General features: G+C 57.7%; 17 protein-coding genes. 12 read left to right on the plus strand and 5 right to left on the minus strand.

The annotated features are described in order from the left end of the window. From BN1189_RS09745 to BN1189_RS09755, 3 genes are all read left to right on the plus strand, one after another. Nucleotides 1-714: alanine:cation symporter family protein (locus BN1189_RS09745; RefSeq protein ID WP_040227746.1), on the plus strand; the 714-nt coding region annotated here is incomplete at its 5' end. Nucleotides 715-804: 90 nt separating this feature from the next. Further along, a complete protein-coding gene (locus BN1189_RS09750; protein ID WP_040227747.1) occupies nucleotides 805-2,118 on the plus strand; it encodes an NAD-dependent malic enzyme in 1,314 nt (437 codons plus the stop codon). Between the two features lie 81 nt (nucleotides 2,119-2,199). Further along, nucleotides 2,200-2,907, plus strand: coding sequence for a glucosamine-6-phosphate deaminase (locus BN1189_RS09755; protein ID WP_040227748.1), 708 nt, complete (start codon nucleotides 2,200-2,202; stop codon nucleotides 2,905-2,907). A gap of 95 nt (nucleotides 2,908-3,002) precedes the next feature. Here BN1189_RS09755 and BN1189_RS09760 read toward each other — a convergent pair whose 3' ends face one another. The 3 genes from BN1189_RS09760 to secA2 form a co-directional block, all read right to left on the minus strand. Then, nucleotides 3,003-3,656, minus strand: coding sequence for a hypothetical protein (locus BN1189_RS09760; protein ID WP_040227749.1), 654 nt, complete (start codon nucleotides 3,654-3,656; stop codon nucleotides 3,003-3,005). 287 nt (nucleotides 3,657-3,943) lie between these two features. Beyond that, nucleotides 3,944-4,837, minus strand: coding sequence for an accessory Sec system S-layer assembly protein (locus tag BN1189_RS09765; RefSeq protein WP_040227750.1), 894 nt, complete (start codon nucleotides 4,835-4,837; stop codon nucleotides 3,944-3,946). Next, nucleotides 4,834-7,191 (minus strand): accessory Sec system translocase SecA2, encoded by a 2,358-nt coding sequence (secA2, locus tag BN1189_RS09770; RefSeq protein WP_040227751.1) that lies wholly within the window; start codon nucleotides 7,189-7,191, stop codon nucleotides 4,834-4,836. Before secA2 ends, BN1189_RS09765 begins: the two co-directional genes overlap by 4 nt. 272 nt (nucleotides 7,192-7,463) lie before the next feature. On the opposite strand from secA2, the gene BN1189_RS09775 reads away from it, so the two are divergent. Next, on the plus strand, nucleotides 7,464-8,504 hold the full coding sequence (locus BN1189_RS09775) for a glycosyltransferase family 4 protein (protein ID WP_040227752.1): 1,041 nt from the start codon (nucleotides 7,464-7,466) through the stop codon (nucleotides 8,502-8,504). A gap of 924 nt (nucleotides 8,505-9,428) precedes the next feature. Here BN1189_RS09775 and BN1189_RS09780 read toward each other — a convergent pair. Further along, nucleotides 9,429-10,478 (minus strand): LCP family protein, encoded by a 1,050-nt coding sequence (locus BN1189_RS09780; RefSeq protein ID WP_040227753.1) that lies wholly within the window; start codon nucleotides 10,476-10,478, stop codon nucleotides 9,429-9,431. Nucleotides 10,479-10,630: 152 nt separating this feature from the next. After that, nucleotides 10,631-11,263, minus strand: a complete 633-nt coding sequence (locus BN1189_RS09785) for a YigZ family protein (protein ID WP_040227755.1) — start codon at nucleotides 11,261-11,263, stop codon at nucleotides 10,631-10,633. A gap of 126 nt (nucleotides 11,264-11,389) precedes the next feature. On the opposite strand from BN1189_RS09785, the gene BN1189_RS09790 reads away from it, so the two are divergent. The 8 genes from BN1189_RS09790 to secA all read left to right on the plus strand — a co-directional run bounded on the left by BN1189_RS09790 (nucleotide 11,390) and on the right by secA (nucleotide 20,605). Next, a complete protein-coding gene (locus BN1189_RS09790; protein WP_040227756.1) occupies nucleotides 11,390-12,544 on the plus strand; it encodes a sensor histidine kinase in 1,155 nt (384 codons plus the stop codon). Between the two features lie 23 nt (nucleotides 12,545-12,567). Continuing rightward, the gene (locus BN1189_RS09795; RefSeq protein WP_040227757.1) at nucleotides 12,568-13,242 is read left to right on the plus strand and encodes a response regulator; all 675 of its coding nucleotides are present in this window, start codon (nucleotides 12,568-12,570) and stop codon (nucleotides 13,240-13,242) included. Between the two features lie 121 nt (nucleotides 13,243-13,363). Continuing rightward, nucleotides 13,364-13,951: a nuclear transport factor 2 family protein gene (locus BN1189_RS09800; protein WP_040227811.1), complete on the plus strand. Its 588-nt coding sequence runs from the start codon at nucleotides 13,364-13,366 to the stop codon at nucleotides 13,949-13,951. 91 nt (nucleotides 13,952-14,042) lie between these two features. After that, nucleotides 14,043-14,885, plus strand: coding sequence for a DegV family protein (locus BN1189_RS09805; RefSeq protein ID WP_040227758.1), 843 nt, complete (start codon nucleotides 14,043-14,045; stop codon nucleotides 14,883-14,885). 78 nt (nucleotides 14,886-14,963) lie between these two features. Continuing rightward, nucleotides 14,964-16,349: a DEAD/DEAH box helicase gene (locus BN1189_RS09810; protein WP_257125412.1), complete on the plus strand. Its 1,386-nt coding sequence runs from the start codon at nucleotides 14,964-14,966 to the stop codon at nucleotides 16,347-16,349. After that, nucleotides 16,327-16,956 carry a ComF family protein gene (locus tag BN1189_RS09815; protein ID WP_040227759.1) on the plus strand — a complete coding sequence of 210 codons (630 nt, stop codon included), beginning with the start codon at nucleotides 16,327-16,329 and terminating at the stop codon, nucleotides 16,954-16,956. Before BN1189_RS09810 ends, BN1189_RS09815 begins: the two co-directional genes overlap by 23 nt. Nucleotides 16,957-17,140: 184 nt before the next feature. Beyond that, nucleotides 17,141-17,713: a ribosome hibernation-promoting factor, HPF/YfiA family gene (hpf, locus tag BN1189_RS09820; protein WP_040227760.1), complete on the plus strand. Its 573-nt coding sequence runs from the start codon at nucleotides 17,141-17,143 to the stop codon at nucleotides 17,711-17,713. A gap of 381 nt (nucleotides 17,714-18,094) precedes the next feature. Next, nucleotides 18,095-20,605, plus strand: a complete 2,511-nt coding sequence (secA, locus tag BN1189_RS09825; protein ID WP_040227762.1) for a preprotein translocase subunit SecA — start codon at nucleotides 18,095-18,097, stop codon at nucleotides 20,603-20,605. Nucleotides 20,606-20,627 lie beyond the last annotated feature (22 nt).

Raw genomic sequence — 20,627 nt, forward strand, 5'->3', positions numbered from 1 at the left:
CCCGCCATGATCAAGCTGATCTTCCAGGAAGCGTTCGGCCTCCGGGAAGCGGCCGGCGGGGCGGTCGGCGTCGCCATCATGCAGGGGGTCCGCAGAGGGCTCTTCTCGAACGAAGCGGGGATGGGGAGCGTGCCGAACGCCGCTGCGACGGCGTCCGTCTCCCATCCGGCCAAGCAGGGGCTTGTGCAGAGTCTCGGCGTGTTCTTCGATACGATCATCATCTGCTCGGCGACCGCGTTCATGATCATCCTCGCCGGCGTCTACAACACCACCGAGCAGGAGGGCATCATCCTGACGCAGGCATCCTTGTCCGAGCTCGTCGGAACTTGGGCGCCGTACTTCATCGCCGTGTCGATCTTCTTCTTCGCCTTCAGCTCGATCATCGGGAACTATTACTACGGCGAATCCAACATTGAATTCATCCGAGCGCATCCCGCCTGGCTCACCCTCTACCGGTTCGGCGTGCTGGCGATGGTCATGTTCGGTTCGCTCGCACAGGTCCAGGTCGTCTGGGACATGGCGGACCTGTTCATGGGCTCGATGGCCGTCATCAACCTCGTCGTCATCTTCCTGCTCGGAAAAGTGGCGTTCAAGGTGCTGGATGACTTCATGGATCAGCGGAAGCGGGGGCTCAATCCGGACTTCCGGGCATCGACCATTCCGGGACTCAAAGGAGCCGAATGCTGGGAGGACGAAGCACGGAACGGGAAGTGAAGTAGGATGTCGGACAACTTCTATTTACGGTCATGCTTTCAAAGTAGTACAATCAAATAGCATAGAGAGACCGCAGGAGGGAACGAATCCATGGAATATAGCATTTTACGAAATCTGATCGTTGAAATTCCGCAGATGCCGGGGAACTTTGCCAAAGTCGCTTCGGTGATCGGCGCTGAAGGAGCGGACATCGGCGATATCGAGACACTGAAGATCGGCACCCACACGACGATCCGGGACATTTCCGTCCAGTTCGAGACGAAGGAGCACGTTGACCGGGTTGTCGAAAAGATCCGCGAGATCGGCGACGGCATCGTCATCCACGCCATCTCGGACGATGTGATGAAAGCACACGAAGGCGGGAAGATCCACATGTCCAGCCGCCGCGGCATCCGGTCGCTCGGCGATCTGCGCCGCGTGTACACGCCGGGAGTCGCGAACATTTGCGAGATCATCCACCAGGACCCGGAACAGGCCGACTACTTCACAAGCATCGGCAACAGCGTCGCCATCGTGACGGACGGCACGGCCATCCTCGGACTCGGCAACATCGGCCCGGTTGCCGGCATGCCGGTCATGGAAGGGAAGGCCGTCCTGTTCGACCAGTTCGTCGGCATCAGCGGCATTCCGATCCTGCTGGATACGAGCGATCCGGACGAAGTAGTCGCAACCGTCAAGCATATCCACAAGGCGTACGGCGGCATCCTGCTCGAGGACATCGGCTCGCCGCACTGCTTTGAGATCGAAGAACGGCTGAAGGCGGAGCTCGACATTCCGGTCATGCACGACGATCAGCACGGCACGGCGGTCGTGACGCTCGCCGCCATCCTGTCCGCTTGCCGGACGGCCGGCGTGGAACTTTCCAAGGCGAAAGTCGGCCAGATCGGACTCGGCGCGGCAGGACTTGCGATCTGCAAGATGCTCATGGAGTACGGTGTCGAGGAAATGTACGGTTCCGACTTGAACGAAGCGGCAAAGGACCGGCTTCGCGAGAGCGGCGGCACGGTGCTCGATTCGATTGATGAGCTGATGGAGAAAAGCGACATCGTCGTCGCAACGACCGGCGTGCAGGGGCTCATCAAGAAGGAAATGGTCCGCAAAGGCCAGATCATCCTCGCGCTCTCGAACCCGCATCCGGAAATCACGGCGGACGACGCACTGGAAGCCGGCGCGGCATTCGCTGCCGACGGCCGGCTCGTGAACAACGTGCTCGGCTTCCCGGGCATCTTCCGCGGTGCGCTGAACGCGCGGGCGAAGAAAATCACGTATCCGATGCTGATCGCGGCCGCCCAGGCGATCGTGGACAGCACGAAACCGGGCGACCTCGTCCCGCATCCGCTTGACCCGAATGTTCACGTGGCCGTCACGGAAGCGGTAGAACAGGTGGCCGGCGACCAGCAGTGAACCGGCCCGCCGTTGTGACGGCGCTGTACATCCGGTAAAATGAAGGCAGAGAACTTATGACATCGTGAAGGACGTGAAATAATGCAAAATGTTCGGTATGTGAAGGTAGGCAGCAAGGAAGAGGCGGCATCCGTCGTCCTCGACAGAGTACGGAAAGAACTGGATGACGGCCTGAACGTTCTTGGGCTGGCAACCGGCAGCACGATGATTCCGATCTACAAGTCATGGAGCGATTCGGATCTCGACTTTTCCGGCGTGACTTCATTCAATCTCGACGAATACGCAGGACTCGGGAAAGACAATCCGAACAGCTACGCATGGTTCATGAATCATCACTTGTTCAGCCATAAGCCGTTCAAGGAGACGTACATTCCGGACGGCACGGCCGAAGACCTGACGGCGGAATGCGAGGAATACGAGGCGCTGCTCCGCGACGCGGAAATCGACCTCCAGTTCCTCGGAGTCGGCGAGAACGGGCATATCGCGTTCAACGAGCCGGGCACTCCGTTCAGCTCGACGACCCATGTGACCCAATTGACCGACTCGACACTCGGCGTGAACAGCCAGTATTTCGAAGATGAATCGGCGATTCCGAAAACGGCGCTCACGATGGGCATCGCCTCGATCCTGTCCGCCAAAAAGATCCTTCTTCTCGCGTTCGGCGAGAAAAAACGCTTTGCGCTGGAGCAGCTCGTGAAAGGGGAGCGCACGACCGAATTCCCGATCACCGCGCTGCTCGATCACCCGGACGTGACGATCATCACCGATCTGGACGGCATTACCGGATAACCAACATTAAAAAACCGCTGTGCGGGATCTGCGTGATCCCTGCACAGCGGTTTTTGGTTTGCTTCATTTAATAGCGGCGGGCGGATGTGGCTCGATCAGATCGGTCTGTGGCCGGCGTCGCCGAACGGTTCCGGCGGGCCATCGGAAGAGGTGTCATCGAGGAAGTCCTGTACGGGTTCCTGCTCCTCGTAGCGGGCTTGCCGCTCCTCCTCGTCCAGCGGATCCGCTTCGTTCCCGTCATAGCGGCCGATCGGATCGCCGTACGCGACGTCAGTTCCGCCGTTGCCCGGGATGCCTCCGGATTCCATGCTCTCCATGTCCGCTCCGTCGGCTGCGCTTTCGGTGAAGTCCTCAACCGGTTCCTGTTCTTCGTAACGGGAAGATCGGGACTCGCCGCTTGCGACGCCTTCCATCTCGACCTGGCCTGCAAACTGGTTCGGCGCCGCCGGTTTCTGTGAATCGGGGATTTGGCCGAATTCGCCGGAAGCCGGCTTTGCATCCGCCCGCACATCGGTGCCCGCGTCAAACGTCGGAATGCCGCCGAATTCCGTCATGCTGTTTTCTTTCCGTTGCGGGTTGCGCTCGTTGTATTCGTATTCCCCTGCGGCCTTTGCCCGTTCCGGCCCGTCATCGCTCTTATTCTTGTTCTCCGTTTCTTCCGCCCACTGATCGATTTTATTCATCGCCATGTCTGCAGCCTTGCCGATGGTCCCCTTCGCTTTATCGAAAAAGCCGGAGTCTTTGTCCATCATGATGCCTCCTTCGTGTATTTATCTATTTGTTCCCTCGCTTGCGAAAGGGTAAACGGGGAAGAGGCGGATCGGCAGTAGGGAAAAGGAGCGGCAGCGGGGATAAAGATAACGTTTGGTCGGATAAAGATAACGCTCCGCCGGATAAAGATAACGCTCGGCTCGATAAAGATAACGTTTCGCCCGATAAAGATCACGCTCCCGCAAAAATCAGTCCGATCCCTGTCCCGCGGGGCAAATCAAAACCGGCCGGGCATGACGCCGGGCCGGTTGGTTTCAGATGTGAATTATCTCGGAACGCGGGCCGTCCAGCGGGACAGGTCCGGATTTTGTTTCTGGACGACTTCTTTCGGGAAGACGAACGTCCACGGAGTGGTCGTGTTGGCGGATACCGTCAGAGGCGGCAGCGTGAATGTGCCTTTGCAGATGACGTCTCCCGCCGCGTCAACGACTTCAAGCGGCAGCTGCTCCAGGTTGATCTTACGGGAGTAGCCGTTGCGGACGAGCAATGCGATGGCGAGGCCTCCGTCGTCCTGCGGACGTGCCTGGAAACCAGTCATGTTGAGCTCGCGCGGACGCAGTGCCGGCAGGCTTTCGACGAGTTCCTCGAGCGCTTTTTTCTGTTCATCGTCGAGGCTGTTTTCCCATTCGGGCTTCAGTTCGAGCTTGTGCGGCGCGAGGGACTGGACGTTGAAGTTGAGCGTCCAGCCTTCCTCGGGCGCTTCTTTCAGGAACTGGTCCTGCTTGTCGAACACGAACACCCACGGACGGGCGGTTTCCGGTTCGATCGAGCCGAGTTCCTGCATGTCGAATTCCTTCGACGCGGCGAGTTTGCCGTCTTGCGTGACGAGCAACAGCTCAACAGGGCCCATCTGCACCGGCTGCGGCACGGACGAACGGAAGAACGCCTTGACGAGCCATTGTCCGTTCCGCTCGTCCACGTCGATGTCGATCCCGGCAAGCGAGAGCTGGTAAGGCTTCAGCGGCTCGAGTTCATTCGCGAGGAACCGGAATACATATTCCTGCTCCTGGGGCACCTGCCACTCGGGATGGATGCTGAGCGTCGTGTCGATGAGCTCGGCGCCTTCGCGGCCCTGGCCGCTTTCGGTCAATTCATCGGAAGAGACCGTGCTGTCGGCCCCTTTTCTGTCGGTTTTCTTGAACATGGAAAAGAAGTTCATTGTTCCGCCTCCTCTAGTTGGTTGATCAAGCTGATGAGGTCATTCAGGATGAATTTCCTCATCTCCTGGTAATGCTTGCCGAACAGTTCCAGCCCTTCCCGCTGGTAGATCCGCATCGGGTCTTCCTGCTGGTAGCGCCGGAGTCCGATGCCTTCCTTCATGCGGGTCATCGCCTCGAGATGGCGGACCCACATCGTGTCGATCCGGCTCAGCATGTTGCGCTGGGCCGCGTCGCGGAACAGTTCATTTTCAAAAGCGGTGTGGATCTGCTCCTTGAAAGAGGCGATGGTGTCCTCAAGCTCTTTCCGGACATCTTTCTGCCGGGTGAGCTCCGGATCAAATTCCGGCACGTCCGGGAGAATGGCGGCGAGCGAACGCTTCAAGGCGTCAAGATTCCATTCATCCTGCGAGCCGGAGCCCGGCGCGTAATCCTCCAGCTCAAAGGATACCGTATCGTCGACAAGCCCGTCGGCCGTTTCGGCGAGGCGGTCTTCTTCGAGCACGCGGTTCCGGAAGGAGAACACGACGCCGCGCTGGTCGTTGATGACGTCATCGAGCTTCAGGTTGTATTCGCGCTGCGAGAAGTGGACGCCTTCGACGATCCGCTGGGTCCGCTCGGTCAGCTCATCGATGTTCTTGTTCAGGACGAGCCCGTCGTCATCCGTCTGTGCGGCGGCGACGGCCTTTTCGGTTTCTTCTTTCGCAAAGCGGCGGAACATATCATCTTCCAGGGAAATGAAGAACCGGCTTTCGCCCGGGTCGCCCTGACGTCCGGATCGGCCGCGGAGCTGGTTGTCGATCCGCCGGCTTTCGTGCTTTTCGGTACCGAGCACGAACAGGCCGCCCGTCTCGGCCACGCCTTCGCCGAGCTGGATGTCGGTGCCCCGGCCGGCCATGTTCGTCGCGACGGTGATTGTGCCGTACTGCCCGGCATCCGCGATGAGCTGGATCTCCTGCTCGACGGACTTGGCGTTCAGAAGGTGGTAGGGGAGCTTGTACTTGTCGAGATACTTGACCACTTCTTCCGACTGGAGGATCGAGGTTGTCCCGACGAGCACCGGCTGCCCTTTTGCATGGCGCTCCTTCACTTCGCGGGCGACGGCTTCGTACTTGTCCTCGATCGTCAAGTACACGCGGTCCGGCTGGTCGATGCGCTGCTTCGGCCGGTTCGTCGGCACTTGCACGACCTGCATGCCGTACACTTCGCGGAATTCCTTTTCCTGTGTCTTCGCGGTCCCTGTCATGCCGCAGAGGCCCGGGTACATCCGGAAGTAGTTCTGGATCGTGATCTGGGACTGCGCCTTGTTTTCATCGGTGATCTCCAGGCCTTCTTTCGCTTCGATCGCCTGGTGGAGGCCGTCGGACAAGGTGCGGCCTTCCATGATCCGCCCGGTGAACATGTCGACGAGCGCAATCTCGTCTTTATCATTGACGATGTAATCGACGTCCCGCTTGAAGATGACGTGCGCGCGGACGCCCTGGATGACGTAATGGTAGAGGGTCTGGTGATCGGCTTCATACAGATTGTCAACGCCGAACGCCTTTTCGACTTTGTCGATCCCTTCATCGGTGAGGGAGACGGCCTTCGTTTCCGGGTCGAACTCGTAGTCCCGGTCCTGCTCGAACCGCTTCATGAGAAGGGCGGAGATCCGGTGCAGCTCTGCGGCTGGCGGCATCTTGCCGGCGATGATGAGCGGCGTCTTCGCTTCATCGATCAGGACGCTGTCGACTTCATCGATGATGGCGAAGTGGTACGGACGCTGCACTTTCTGCGACGGATGCGAGACGAGATTATCCCGGAGGTAATCAAATCCAAACTCGGTCCCGACGCCGTATGTAATATCCGCACGGTAGGCGGCCTGCTTGGCGTCCGGCTCCATCATCGGGACGTTGAGGCCGGTCGTGAGCCCGAGGAATTGGTGGATCTGCCCGATCTGCTCAAAGTCGCGGCGGGCGAGGTAATCGTTCACCGTGATGACGTGGACGCCTTCACCGGTCAGGGCCTGTACATAGGAAGGAAGGGAAGCGACGAGCGTTTTCCCCTCACCGGTCGCCATCTCGGCGATATTGCCCTCGGTCATGACGAGTCCGCCGATGAGCTGGACATCGAAATGACGCATGCCGAGCACACGCTTCGAGGCTTCTCGGACGACCGCAAATGCATCGGGAACGATGTCCGCAAGTTTCGTCCCGTCCTGGAGCCGGCTGCGGAATTCTTCCGTCATGCCGGCAAGCTCGGAGTCTGACATTTTTTCGTATTTTTCTTCCAATGCATTGATGCGGTCGGTGATCTTTGTATATTTTTTCAGCTGCCGCGGCGTGGTGGCGGCAGATTTCTTGAATATGGATAGCATGGATTGACGCTCCTTTGATAAAGTCCGTCTTCGGACACTCTCCTATTTTATCAAAAAGCTTTGGAAAAGACTACTTGTGCCGAAACTTCCCGAATCGTTGCGCGTCCCATTATTTAGAGCTGTTTCAGTTGTGCGTGTTGGGGAATGGTATGAGTACGAAGGACCGTTTTTGAAGGTAAAAGTGTTTTGTTCAATCAATCATGCTATAATACAGTAGACCAAAAATGCGGTGGACCCAAAATAGAGTAGGCAATATTGGTAGGAGGAAGGACATGACATTCCTGACGATGATCGTCGCATTCATTGCATCGATCTTGCTGACACCGATTGTCAAGCGACTGGCGGTCCGGCTCGGCGCCGTCGACCGCCCGAATCATAGAAAAGTACATTCACGCATCATGCCGCGCATGGGAGGGCTCGCCATCTACGGAGCCTTCCTCATCGGATATTTCATTCTCAGGCCGGAAAGCGAATTCGCAACGTCCATCCTGATCGGATCCGCAATCATTGTGCTGATCGGACTGCTGGATGACCTGACCGAACTCAGCGCCAAGGCGAAACTCGCCGGCCAGCTTCTCGCAGCGGGCATCGTCGTCTTCTACGGCGGGCTCGACATCGACTTCATCAACCTGCCGTTCGGCGGACAGATCGACTTCGGATACTTGAGCATCCCGCTCACGCTTCTCTGGATCGTGGGCGTCACGAACGCGATCAACCTGATCGACGGGCTCGACGGCCTGGCCGCCGGCGTCTCGACGATCGCGCTCATCACGCTCGCCGTCATGGCTTCGTTCATGGATAACATGTTCGTCGTCGCGGTCGCCGCCATCCTCGCCGCATCGTGCGCCGGATTCCTCATCTTCAACTTCCATCCGGCAAAAATCTTCATGGGCGATGTCGGTTCGCTGTTCCTCGGGTTCATGATCTCGGTCCTGGCCCTTCTCGGATTCAAGAACGTCACGATGATCTCGCTCATCATCCCGATTATCATCCTCGGCGTCCCGCTGTCCGATACATTCTTCGCCATCGTTCGCAGGATCCGGATGAAACAGCCGATCTCGGCACCGGACAAATCGCATCTTCACCACTGCCTGCTGCGGGCCGGATTCAGCCACCGGCAGTCGGTGCTGATCATCTACGCGATTGCCGCCCTGTTTGGCCTGGCCGCCATCCTATTCTCCCAGGCGACCATCTGGGGCGCCTTTCTGATCATCGGCATCCTGCTCCTCGCCATCGAGCTGTTTGTCGAAGCAATCGGCCTCGCCGGCCAAAACTACAAACCGCTCCTCAACCTGGTGCGAACACGAAAATAGCAGAAAAAATAACAACCCGCACGCCGGAAGGAAACTTCGGCGGAGCGGGTTGTTTTTTGATTGGGGGCGGGGGAGGAGATGTGTTAATAAAGGGCGAGTGTTAATTGAGGGAAGGTGAGTGTTAATTGAGGGAGTGTGAGTGTTAATCAAGGGAGGTCGAGTGTTAACCGAGAGAGGTCGAGTGTTAACATTCGAGGGATGAGTGTCAACTAAGCGAGCGGTGGGCTATTATTTGGCAGGGGCCGTCGGAGATTTAAACGATCCAACCCAGATACATAACGTCTCAACTGAGATACGCAACGTTTCAGCTAAGATCAACAACGTTTCAACTGAGATACGTAACGTTTGCGATTGTGTAGAGAGATAATTGCAGACGGTTGCCAAAAGAGGAGGGGGGGAGGGGAACTCACAGGACACGCCTCTGAATCAATGCCGTGCGCCTTTGGAATTCTCAGGCTGCGAAACGCGCCTTCGAACTCGATGATCACGGCTTTGAATCGCTCCCACACGCCTTTGAAAAAACGGGCGGCCCAATCGCGCCTCCGAAAACACACTACGCGCCTTTGAATTCCTCCTGTTCGCCTTCGAAAAACTTACTAATGAAATCGCGCCTCTGAATCGACGCCGTGCGCCTTTGAAATTATCAAGCTGCGAAACGCGCCTCCGAACTCGATGATCGCGCCTTTGAATCACTCTCACGCGCCTTTGAAAAACCCGGTTGTCCAATCGCGCCTTCGAAAACGCACGACGCGCCTTTGAATTCCTCCTGTTCGCCTTCGAAAAATATACTAATGATCTCGCGCCATCAAATCACTCTCCCGCGCTTTCGAAAAACCGGCGGCCCAATCCCCCATGTGAAACACCCCACACACTCCCGTCTCCACACACTAAAAAACCCCCGCAGATGCTCTGCGGGGGTTCGGTTCATTCTTGGTGTTCGGCTTCGGTGGCGTATTCGATCTCGCTTTCGGTTCCGGAGGCATCGGACATGTTCGAGGTGTCGCGCTTTAGGCCGAGGTGGCTTTTCAGGATGTCCTGGACGTTTTCGAGGTTTTCTTCGTCGAGGATCCAGTAGTAGATGCCGGTCGACATGTCGTCGGTTCCTTCGAGATTGATCATGTCCATCTTCGGTTTTCCGTCTTTCACGTAGCCGAGGAAGGATTTCATATCTTCAAACGTCATATTCGTTTTCATGTTTTTGCCGAGTGCGTCGATCACGTCGCCGTACTTGGAGATCGAGGAGATGTTGGTCGCTTTGTCGACGATTGCTTCCATGATCATCTGCTGGCGCTTGCCGCGTTCGATATCATTATCGAGCTTGCGGGTACGGGCGAGTGCGAGTGCGTGTTGGCCGTCCAGTTTCTGGAATCCTGGCTTCAGCTGGATCGTATATTGGTCGAACTCGTCTTTTTCGAGCCGCTCGTACGGGACATCCACTTCGATGCCGCCGAGCGCATCCACGACCTCAATGAACGCATTGAAGTTCATTTCCACATAGTAGTCGACCGGGATGTCGAGCATTTCCTCGACGGCATCGATCGATCCGCGTGTTCCGTCGAATGCGTGGGCATGCGTGATTTTATCTTTGTAGCCGACTTTGTCGATGTAGACGAGCGAGTCCCGGGGGATGCTCACAAGCTTGACGGTTTTGTCATCCTTGTTGAGAGTGGCGAGGACGAGCGCATCGGAACGGCTTTCTTCCATGCTCTCGCCGCGCGTGTCGGTGCCGTCGACGCCGATGAACAGCACGGAGACGTCATGGGTCAGCGGTTTTACTTTTTCCGCTCTCAGTTCGGATTTCTCGCGGTCGACGGATTCGAATGCGCCGTCCGCTGCCTGTTCGGCTTTTTTCATGAGAAAGACGCCGTAGGCTGCGACGAATAACACGACGGACAGGGAGAGGATCAGGGACACCTTCATGACCGTTTTCCTCTTGGCGGACTGTCTTTTCTTCCGATAGTCTGTTCTTTTCATATATACGCTCCTCCGGTACAGGGTCCGGGCCTGCTGTGGCCTCGCCCCTCTCTATGGGACGCAATGCCATTCATCAGGTTTCATATTCCCTTTTGACCACAATCCTACTCATTATACTACCTTGAGCCCGGTCCGTAAAACAGAAAAGTGTTTCATCTGTCGAATTCCAGGAACTCGGCCCTGACTTCGCCGATTTTTGCCTGTCCGTTCGTCAGGTCCGCCATCCAGTCCCGGAATTTGTCTTCTTCGGCGAGGGGGACATAGATAAATAGCGAAACTTCGTCTGCATAGTCCATATGATCAAGCGGGTAGGGCGACAGGCGCACCTCGTTTTCGACTTTTCCGAGCCATGTGTAGTCGACTGTCGCTTTCATGAGCAGATGAAGCCGCCGTTCGACGGTGCCTGTCGATTTCAATACTTCGGAAACGGCGCTTCCGTATGCACGGATGAGGCCGCCGCCTCCGAGCTTGATCCCGCCGAAATAGCGCGTCACGACGACCGCCGTGTCTTTCAGTCCCTGCTTTTTCAGGACGTCCAGCATCGGGAACCCTGCCGTCCCGCTCGGCTCGCCGTCGTCATTCGCCTTCTGGACCTCGTCATGCTCCCCGATCAGATAGGCCGAGCAGTTGTGCGTCGCGGAGTGGTGGGCCTTTTTCACTTCCGCAATGAAGTCCAGTGCCTCCTGCTCGGTCTCCGCGCGGGTGACCCGGGCGATGAACCGGGACTTCTTGATGACGATCTCCGTTTCTCCGGGCCCCTTCACTGTCCGGTAATCAGCTCGCATAGCAGAATCCCTCCTGTCTGGCTGTAATGTATTTTTAATATATTTTGCTGATTGTAATGCTATAATAAACACAGTTTAAACTCAAATGCCGGATTAACCGGACCCGGGTTGATGAGGAGATGGACAATGCCTGTAGATCGAGTGGATATTCACGCGCTGGATTCCATCTTCCATTCGATGGTCCAGTCGATGAATGAATCAAAAAATGATATTTACATTATCAATGAAGAAAGCCGGCGGCAGCTGGAGAGCCTGAGGGAAGAACTCCGGGAAACGGAAGAAAGCATTTCCCGGGCAATAACCGAAGGGGAAAATCTTCATAAAGCGGCAATCGAGGCGCGGGAGAAACTGCAGCACGTCTCCATCTATTTCTCTGATTACACGAAAGAGGAAGTCAGCGAGGCGTATGACTCCGCGCATGAAGTCCAGTTGGCGTTCATGCTGAACAGCACGAAAATCCGCCAGCTTGAAGAAGTGAAGACCCAGCTCGAGAACCGGATCGCCACTTATGAAGAATCGATCCGCAGGTCCGACCAGCTGGCGAGCCATGTTAATGTCGTCATGAAATATCTCGCTTCGGAGCTGAAGGACGTCGGCCCGGCGCTTGAGACCGCTAAGATGAGGAAGCATATGAGCATGCGGGTGCTCGAGGCTCAGGAAGAGGAACGCAAGCGGCTCGCCCGGGAGATCCATGACGGACCGGCGCAGATGATGGCGAATCTTGTCATGCAGCTAGGGCTCGTTGAACGGGTTTTCCAGGACAAGGGAATGGATCCGGGCCTCGAACATCTCGGGTTCACGAAGGAACTCGCCCGCAGCACGCTGTCCGAAGTGCGCCGGATCATCCATGACCTGCGTCCGATGGTGCTGGATGACTTCGGCCTCATTCCCGCGCTCCGTAAGTATGTGGAGCGGACCGCCACCTATAATGAGGGCATCCGTTTCAGCTTTAAGGCGGAAGGGGTCTCGGTCCGTCCGAGTCCGAACGTGGAAGTGGGCGTCTTCCGTCTCGTGCAGGAGGCGATGGCGAATGCGATCAAGCACAGCGGCGCACGCAACGTTGATGTCCGCGTGCTGACGTGCAAGGACATGATCCGGGCAACCGTGAGAGACGACGGCCGCGGATTCAATCCGTCCGAGAAGCCGGATGCTTCTTTCGGAATCCAGGGAATGTACGAGCGGGCCGCCCTTCTGCAGGGAGAGCTTGAAATCCGGACGGCGAAAGGGAAAGGGACCGAGGTGATCCTCGTCCTGCCTCACGGCCAGCAATTCGACAAGTAGACTATGAGCAGGGGGAATACGGGATGACAAACATCATTATCATTGACGATCACCAATTGTTCCGGGAAGGAGTCAAGCGGATCCTGGACTTTGAAGAGACCTTCAATGTGGTTGCCGAAGGGTCTGACGGCGACGAAGTGCTGGCACTCTATGAACAGTACAATCCGGATGTCGTGCTCATGGACATCAACATGCCGGGCAAAAGCGGGATCGAGGCGACGTCTGATCTGATCGCCGCACATCCGGAAGCGAAAATCATCATCCTGTCCATCCATGACGACGAGTCGTATGTGACCCATGCGATGAAGACGGGGGCGCTCGGCTACATGCTGAAGGAGATGGACGCCGATGCAATCGTCCAGGCGATCAAAGTCGTCGCCACAGGCGGTTCGTATCTCCATCCGAAAGTGACGCGGAACCTCGTGTCGGAATTCCGCCGGCTGAGCGACAAGGAAAACGTCGGATCCTTCCACCAGACGGAGATCCGCAGGCCGTTCCACCTGCTCACGAAGCGGGAATGCGAAGTGCTGCAGCTGCTGACGGACGGCCAGAGCAACCGGTCCATCGGGGAGTCGCTCTACATCTCCGAAAAGACGGTCAAGAACCATGTCTCCAGCATTCTCCAGAAAATGCGTGTCAGCGACCGGACCCAGGCGGTCGTGAACGCGATCAAGAACGGCTGGGTGGAAGTGCGCTGAACAAAAACGGAAAAGTCTGCTTCGGGCAGGCTTTTTCTTTCGCCCGGAAATCCTTGCGGCGAACCAAACCGTTGCAGAAACGTTCCGGTATATGACAAACTGTCACGGGAGGGAATCAATGATGAAAATGAAATGGCTCATCCCGGCCGTCCTGGCCGCGCTCGTACTCGGGGCGTGCAACGACGACGCGGGGAATAATGAAAATACAGCCGATGACGGAACGGCGCCTTCCGGCGAGAATTCCGCGGTCGGCCACGGCGTGGAAGACGGTGAATTGGAAACAGACGAAGAGGGCATCGGCTTCAGCATGTCGGACGGCTCGATCGAGGAAGCAACGGGCATTCCGGAAGAGGAAAAAACGGCGATCCTCGAAGCGTTCAACGGATATATGGAAACATTCAACAACGAGGATCCGGATGCGTATGCGGAGACGCTCGTTCCCGGCGAAGACGGCTTTGATATTGAAGCCGAAAAGCAGGCCATGCAGGAACTGTTCGCACAGTTCGATGTCGAACGATCGGCGGAAGATGAAACGATCGTTTCCTACAAAGACGGCGAGGCGCAGCTGTTTTCGAACCTGACCACGAAGATGACCGCCAAGGATTCCGGCGAGGAACATACGGAAAAGGGCCGGCAAGTGACCGTCCTGACGAAAACGGACGGAACGTGGAAAGTGAAGGAAATCTATTACATCGGAGATGCGGCTTGATATCCGGATGGCGGGATCCGGCGGAAAGGTTCCGTTTCTGATTCCTATTTGCTTCCGGATTTAGTATGATGGGAAGACGGAGGTTGATAGAATGAAAACGGCGATTGTGACCGACAGTACCGCCTATCTTCCGGAGCCGCTGCGGAACGAGCTCGGCATCCGGATGATTCCGCTCAGCGTGACGATCGACGGTACGACATATGAAGAGGAATCGGAACTCTCCGGCGGCCGGTTCTATGACATGGTCCGCGGCGGGGAGCTGCCGAAAACCTCACAGCCTCCGGTCGGAATGTTCGCCGAGTGCTACAGGGAACTTGCGGAGGAAGGCTATGGCGCCGCGATTGTCGTCACCTTGTCCAGCGGGATCAGCGGCACGTATGCATCCGCCATGCAGGCAGGAAATCTGGCCGAAGGCATCGAAGTCCGCGTGTTCGACTCAGAGATCTCCTGCATGATGCAAGGATTCTACGCCGTGCGGGCTGCGAAAATGGCGCTTGCGGGCGCCGGTCCGGACGAAATCATGGAAGAGCTTGCGGGCATGCAGAAGACGATGGACGCCTATTTCATGGTGGACGACCTCGGCCATCTGCAGCGCGGCGGACGGCTGTCCGGCGCCCAGGCGCTGATCGGCGGCCTTCTGCAAGTGAAGCCGCTGCTTCATTTCAAGGACAAGGTGATCGTGCCGTTCGAAAAAATCCGGACCCGCAAAAAAGCGATGGCCCGGATCGAGCAGCTGCTCGGCATGGCGGTGGAAGCCGAGGGTCCGCTTGAGGCGGCGATCATCCATGCCAACCGGCCCGAAGAGGCGGAAGCCTGGCGGGAAACGCTCCAGGACAAGTACCCGGATGTCGACTTCACGATCAGCTATTTTGGCCCCGTGATCGGCACTCATCTCGGGGAAGGCTCGATGGGACTCGGCTGGGTTAAAAAGTGACCGTGCTGGAAGGCGGTCGCTTTTTTCTCAACCTCTTGGTTCAGAATATTTAGTTTAAAGGAGGCGTTCAGATTAGGAGTGAATGAATCGATCCGTGACTTCTTGCAGGGGAGGCTCTGGCTGAAGGAGCTCCTTCCATTTCCGGAGGAAGAAGTGGCAGAGGGGCTTGAAAGGGGATGGATCGGCGTACTGCCCGGAATCCACCGGCAGAACAGGCGGTTTCTGCCGGACCGGCTCCGCTGCAACCGCTGCCTGTCGACGGAGTCTGCGTCGTTCGCCTCGTTTGACTGCGCCAGATGCGGGAAGGTCTGCCAATATTGCCGGCACTGCATCCGGATGGGCAGGGTCGCGTCTTGTGATGAGCTCGTTTACTGGGCAGGTCCGGAGCGGCCGTCCGATCCGCCTCCCGGACTTTCATGGGCAGGCCGGCTCACTCCCGCCCAGCAGAAGGCGTCGGAAGAGATCCTGGAAAGCCTCCGTCTCGGCAGGCCTCATCTGCTGCATGCGGTGTGCGGAGCGGGGAAGACGGAGATCCTGTTCCGCCCGGTGCATTCGCTTCTTGAGGAAGGGAAGCGGGTCTGCATCGCCACGCCGCGGACCGATGTCGTACTGGAGCTGCTGCCGAGGTTCCGGGCGGCATTCGGCGACGCGACGGTCCACGGCCTTTACGGCGGATCCGGTCCGGGGGAGGGATTCGCGCCGCTCGTCATTGCGACCACCCATCAGCTGTACCGCTTCCGGCACGCGTTCGATGTGATCTTCGTCGACGAGGCCGATGCGTTCCCGTATTCGTTTGACCGGACGCTGCGGGATGCCGTCAAAAAAGCGGCCAAACCGGGCGGATCGGCGGTGTTCGTGACGGCCACCCCGTCCGCTGTGATGCTGGCCGAAACGGAGGGGGGCGGCCGGTCCGTCATCCGCCGGCGCTTCCACGGCCATCCGCTTCCCGTGCCGAGGTTCGAAGCCCTCTGGAATTACAGAAAGCAGATTGCGGCGGGCCGCCTGCCGAAGCGACTTTCCGAGTGGATCGCAGAGCGCCTGTCATCGGGGGATCCGTTCCTCGTATTTTTCCCGTCGGTCCGGCTGATGGAACAGAGCCTGCCCCTGTTCAATGAACTCGACGGCCGGATCGGGGCGGTCCACGCTTCCAGCAGAGAACGGCGGGAACTCGTCCGGGCACTGCGGGACGGGAAGGTGCCGGGGCTTCTGACGACGACCATTCTGGAGCGGGGCATCACGATACCAGGACTCCAGGCGGCGGTGCTCGGAGCCGAGGACTCGGTGTTCAGCCGATCGGCGATCATCCAGATCGGCGGCCGGGTCGGTCGGAGCGCAGACCGGCCGGACGGTGATGTCGTCCTGTTCCATCACGGAATCACGCCTGAGATGGATGATGCAGTCCGGGAGATCCGGAAGCTGAACCGGGAGGAGGAGGTGCCGGATGGACTGCCTGCTGTGCGGTGAGCCGGCCGGGGACCGGGCCGGCTGGCGTGCGCTGTTCACGGACAGGGGCCGGCCGGTCGTCTGCAGGTCCTGCCGCGACGGATTCGTTCTTTCCAACGATCCGCCGCCCCTCTCCGACTGGGCCGGAACGCAATATGAAGGGATGCTCGATGGCGCGGTCTCGCTGTATGCCTATAATGAACCGATGAAGGACTTCCTCCACCGGTATAAATTCATGAAGGATGTGGCGCTGGCCCGGGTGTTTGCCGAGAAAGTGGCGGATGCCGTGTCTGAGGCGGGCGGGACGATCGTTCCGATTCCGGTCCATCCCGGCCGGCTGAAGGAGCGGACGTTTTCCCATGTGGATGAACTGCTCAAGTGTGCGGGCGTCCCGTTCGGGCAGATGCTCGACAAGACGGCTGCGGTCACGCTCGGCAAGATGAACCGGCGGGAGCGCATGGCTGCCGAGCCGCTGTTCCGCATCCGGGCAGGCATAAACGGAGCGCCCGGTGAGTATGTTCTTTTCGACGATCTCTACACGACCGGCACGACCCTTCACCACGCGGCGGCTGCGCTGAAACAGGCCGGCGCCCGCCGGGTCACGGCCGTGACGCTCATCCGGGCATAGAGGGGAAATCACCGGCGGCGGGCTTGCAGGACTCATTCCGCAGACGAGTGTATGTTGGCGGCTGCCGGTCCGGAGCTGCAGGGACGCAATCCGACAAAAGTTGCAAACTGCCGTGTTTTTTAAAGGGTTTTCAAGGGAAGATGAAGAAATGAACCTATAGAGTTAGATCAAAGGAGGAGTTCATATGCTGACTTTCAACATCCGCGGGGAGAACATCGAGGTAACTCCGGCAATCCGGGACTACGTGGAAAAAAAGATTCAGAAGCTTGAACGCTACTTCACTGACGAGGTGAACGCAACGGCCCACGTCAACCTGAAGGTGTACAGCGACAAGCAGACGAAAGTCGAAGTGACCATCCCGATGAAAAACCTCACCCTCCGGGCAGAAGAACGGAACTCCGATATGTACGCTGCCGTAGACCTGATTTCCGATAAACTGGAACGCCAGATCCGCAAATACAAAACGAGGGTCAACCGCAAGTTCCGAGAGCGCGAAGGTGTGGCGTCGTTCTTCAACTCATTCAGCGACGAGAACAGCGCGACCACCGAAACCGGCGCCGACCAGGACCAGGAATTTGAAGTCGTCCGGACCAAGCAGTTCAGCCTGAAGCCGATGGACCAAGAAGAAGCAATCCTCCAGATGAACATGCTCGGCCACTCGTTCTATATCTTCACCGACGCGGAATCCAACGGAACGAACATCGTCTACAAACGAAAAGACGGAAAATACGGCCTCATCGAAACCGAAATTCAATGATGAAGCCAAGCCAAGAAGCCTGCCCCTGCGGCAGGCTTCTTTTCATTTGAAAGAAGTGGGCTGAGAGAGCGGGTATTCGGAGTAAGGGAGGGGAATTCGGAGTATGGCAGAAAAAACGGTCTGGCGTTCAGTTTTCTCTGTATAAATCCATCTGCGTGTCCGCCGAAACTTTGCGTAGCCGAGGCGTTCCCCGCCCCTCTTCGAAAACAGAATCCTGCACCGCATCAGACCGATTCGCTAAACGCCGCCCTGACACGGCCCGACCCTGCCGGCAATCAGAGAAACCGGTCGCCGGGCCGGTGAGTCTCTTCCGTTTGCAAGGTTTGCAGTGAGGGTGGGGCGATGTTAAAATAGTGTGGATACCAGTGAGGAAGTGACAACATGCTAGGCGCTTTAAATAAACTGTTTGACCCGACCAAACGTGATTTGAAAAGACTTGAAAAAGTTGCCGACTCTGTGGAAGCACTGGCCGACGACATGGAAAAGCTGTCGGATGCCGAGCTCCAGGCGAAGACGGACGAGTTCCGCAACCGCATTGCAGACGGGGAATCGCTTGACCGGATCCAGCCGGAGGCCTTCGCCGTTGTCCGGGAAGCCGCCCGCCGCGTGACCGGCATGTATCCGTTCCGCGTCCAGATCATCGGTGCGGCCGCCCTCCACGACGGCAACATCGCCGAGATGAAGACCGGTGAGGGGAAGACGCTCACCTCCACGATGTCCGTCTACTTGAATGCGCTTGAAGGAAAAGGCGCACATGTCGTGACGGTCAACGAATATCTGGCCAGCCGGGATGCCACCGAAATGGGGCAGATCTATGAATTCCTCGGCCTGACCGTCGGACTCAACCTGAACTCCATGACGAAGGAAGAAAAACGGGAAGCCTACCTGGCCGATGTGACGTACAGCACGAACAACGAGCTCGGCTTTGATTACCTCCGTGACAATATGGTCCTCTACAAAGAAGACCGCGTCCAGCGTCCGCTGCACTATGCGGTCATTGACGAAGTCGACTCCATCCTGATCGACGAAGCGCGGACGCCGCTCATCATTTCTGGCCAGGCGGAGAAGAACGCGATGCTCTATATCCAGACGAACGCGTTCGTCCGCATGCTGAAAAAGGAAGAAGACTATACGTACGACGAGCAGACGAAAGGCGTCGTCCTGACCGAATCGGGGATTGAAAAGGCGGAAAAGGCCTTCTCGATCGACAACCTGTTCGATCTGACGCACGTCCGTCTGAACCATGCAATCAACCAGTCGCTCAAGGCTCATGCGAGCATGCACCTGGACGTCGACTATGTCATTGAAGACGGCAAAGTCGTGATCGTCGATTCATTCACCGGCCGCCTCATGAAAGGCCGCCGGTACAGCGACGGGCTTCACCAGGCGATCGAGGCGAAGGAAGGCCTTGAGATCCAGAACGAGTCGATGACGATGGCGACGATCACGTTCCAGAACTTCTTCCGGATGTATGACAAGCTGTCCGGGATGACCGGTACGGCGAAAACCGAGGAAGAAGAATTCCGCAACATCTACAACATGAACGTCATCGTCATTCCGACGAACCGGCCGATCGTCCGGGATGACCGGGCCGACCTCATTTACGCTTCGATGGAAGGAAAATTCAAGGCGGTCGCCAACGACATCAAGGAACGGCACGAGAAAGGCCAGCCGGTCCTCGTCGGCACAGTGGCAATCGAGACGTCCGAGATCATCTCCGATTTCCTGAAGAAGTACGGGGTTCCGCACAGCGTCCTGAACGCGAAGAACCATGAAAGCGAAGCAGAGATCATCACCGGAGCCGGCAAGCCGGGCGCCGTGACGATTGCGACGAACATGGCCGGCCGCGGTACCGACATCAAGCTCGGCGAAGGGGTCCGCGAAGTCGGCGGCCTCGCCGTCATCGGGACGGAGCGGCATGAATCCCGCCGGATCGACAACCAGCTGCGCGGACGTTCCGGACGGCAGGGTGACCCCGGCGTCACGCAGTTCTACCTGTCGCTCGAAGACGAGCTCATGCGGCGGTTCGGCTCCGACAGCATGAAGGGCATGATGGCGAAGCTCGGCATGGATGACACGCAGCCGATCCAGTCCAGGATGGTGTCCCGGGCGGTCGAATCGGCCCAGAAACGCGTGGAAGGGAACAACTTCGACTCCCGGAAACGGCTTCTCCAATACGACGATGTCCTGCGCCAGCAGCGCGAAATCATCTACGGCGAACGGAACCAGGTGCTCGACACGGATGACATGCGTGCCCTCGTCGAGTCGATGATCGAGGATGTCATCGCCCGTTCTGTGCCATCCTATACAGCGGACGAAGATCCGGAAAAATGGAACCTGAAAGGGCTGGAGGATTTCCTGAACGCCAACCTGCTGCCTGAAGGCACGTTCAGGGCGGAAGACTTCAGAGGCAAAACACGGGAAGAGATCTCCGGCATGATTTCTGAAGCCGTCAAAAAACGCTATGATGAAAAGGAAGCAGAACTCACCCCCGAACGGATGCGCGAGTTCGAAAAGGTCGTCCTTCTCCGGTCGATCGATACGAAATGGATCGATCACATCGATATGATGGACCAGCTCCGGCAGGGGATCCACCTGCGGGCATACGGCCAGACCGATCCGCTCCGCGAATACCAGAACGAAGGGTTCTCGGCATTTGAGGAAATGGTGGATGCGATCCGCGATGACGTCGCCAAGTATGCGATGAAGGCGGAGATCCGACACAACCTCGAGCGCGAGGAAGTCGCAAAAGGCGAGGCCGTCAATCCGAAGGAAGAAGGCGGCGGCGAAGTGAAGAGAAAGCCGATCCGCCGGAAAGAAACGGTTGGACGGAACGAACCGTGCCCTTGCGGCAGCGGCAAGAAGTTCAAAAACTGCCACGGAACGGCCTGAACGCCGTGACAGGACACCCGCA

Source organism: Bhargavaea cecembensis, assembly GCF_000826125.2.
Lineage (GTDB): Bacteria > Bacillota > Bacilli > Bacillales_A > Planococcaceae > Bhargavaea > Bhargavaea cecembensis_B.

What these genes read in the sequence shown, in the direction of transcription:
- BN1189_RS09815 (WP_040227759.1), top strand. Translation starts at nt 16,327, where the DNA reads ATGGACTGCCTGCTGTGCGGTGAGCCGGCCGGGGACCGGGCCGGCTGG.
- BN1189_RS09800 (WP_040227811.1), top strand. Translation starts at nt 13,364, where the DNA reads ATGAAAATGAAATGGCTCATCCCGGCCGTCCTGGCCGCGCTCGTACTC.
- BN1189_RS09780 (WP_040227753.1), bottom strand. Translation starts at nt 10,478, where the DNA reads ATGAAAAGAACAGACTATCGGAAGAAAAGACAGTCCGCCAAGAGGAAA.
- BN1189_RS09760 (WP_040227749.1), bottom strand. Translation starts at nt 3,656, where the DNA reads ATGGACAAAGACTCCGGCTTTTTCGATAAAGCGAAGGGGACCATCGGC.
- secA2 (WP_040227751.1), bottom strand. Translation starts at nt 7,191, where the DNA reads ATGCTATCCATATTCAAGAAATCTGCCGCCACCACGCCGCGGCAGCTG.
- BN1189_RS09750 (WP_040227747.1), top strand. Translation starts at nt 805, where the DNA reads ATGGAATATAGCATTTTACGAAATCTGATCGTTGAAATTCCGCAGATG.
- secA (WP_040227762.1), top strand. Translation starts at nt 18,095, where the DNA reads ATGCTAGGCGCTTTAAATAAACTGTTTGACCCGACCAAACGTGATTTG.
- hpf (WP_040227760.1), top strand. Translation starts at nt 17,141, where the DNA reads ATGCTGACTTTCAACATCCGCGGGGAGAACATCGAGGTAACTCCGGCA.
- BN1189_RS09805 (WP_040227758.1), top strand. Translation starts at nt 14,043, where the DNA reads ATGAAAACGGCGATTGTGACCGACAGTACCGCCTATCTTCCGGAGCCG.
- BN1189_RS09790 (WP_040227756.1), top strand. Translation starts at nt 11,390, where the DNA reads ATGCCTGTAGATCGAGTGGATATTCACGCGCTGGATTCCATCTTCCAT.
- BN1189_RS09775 (WP_040227752.1), top strand. Translation starts at nt 7,464, where the DNA reads ATGACATTCCTGACGATGATCGTCGCATTCATTGCATCGATCTTGCTG.
- BN1189_RS09785 (WP_040227755.1), bottom strand. Translation starts at nt 11,263, where the DNA reads ATGCGAGCTGATTACCGGACAGTGAAGGGGCCCGGAGAAACGGAGATC.
- BN1189_RS09765 (WP_040227750.1), bottom strand. Translation starts at nt 4,837, where the DNA reads ATGAACTTCTTTTCCATGTTCAAGAAAACCGACAGAAAAGGGGCCGAC.
- BN1189_RS09795 (WP_040227757.1), top strand. Translation starts at nt 12,568, where the DNA reads ATGACAAACATCATTATCATTGACGATCACCAATTGTTCCGGGAAGGA.
- BN1189_RS09755 (WP_040227748.1), top strand. Translation starts at nt 2,200, where the DNA reads ATGCAAAATGTTCGGTATGTGAAGGTAGGCAGCAAGGAAGAGGCGGCA.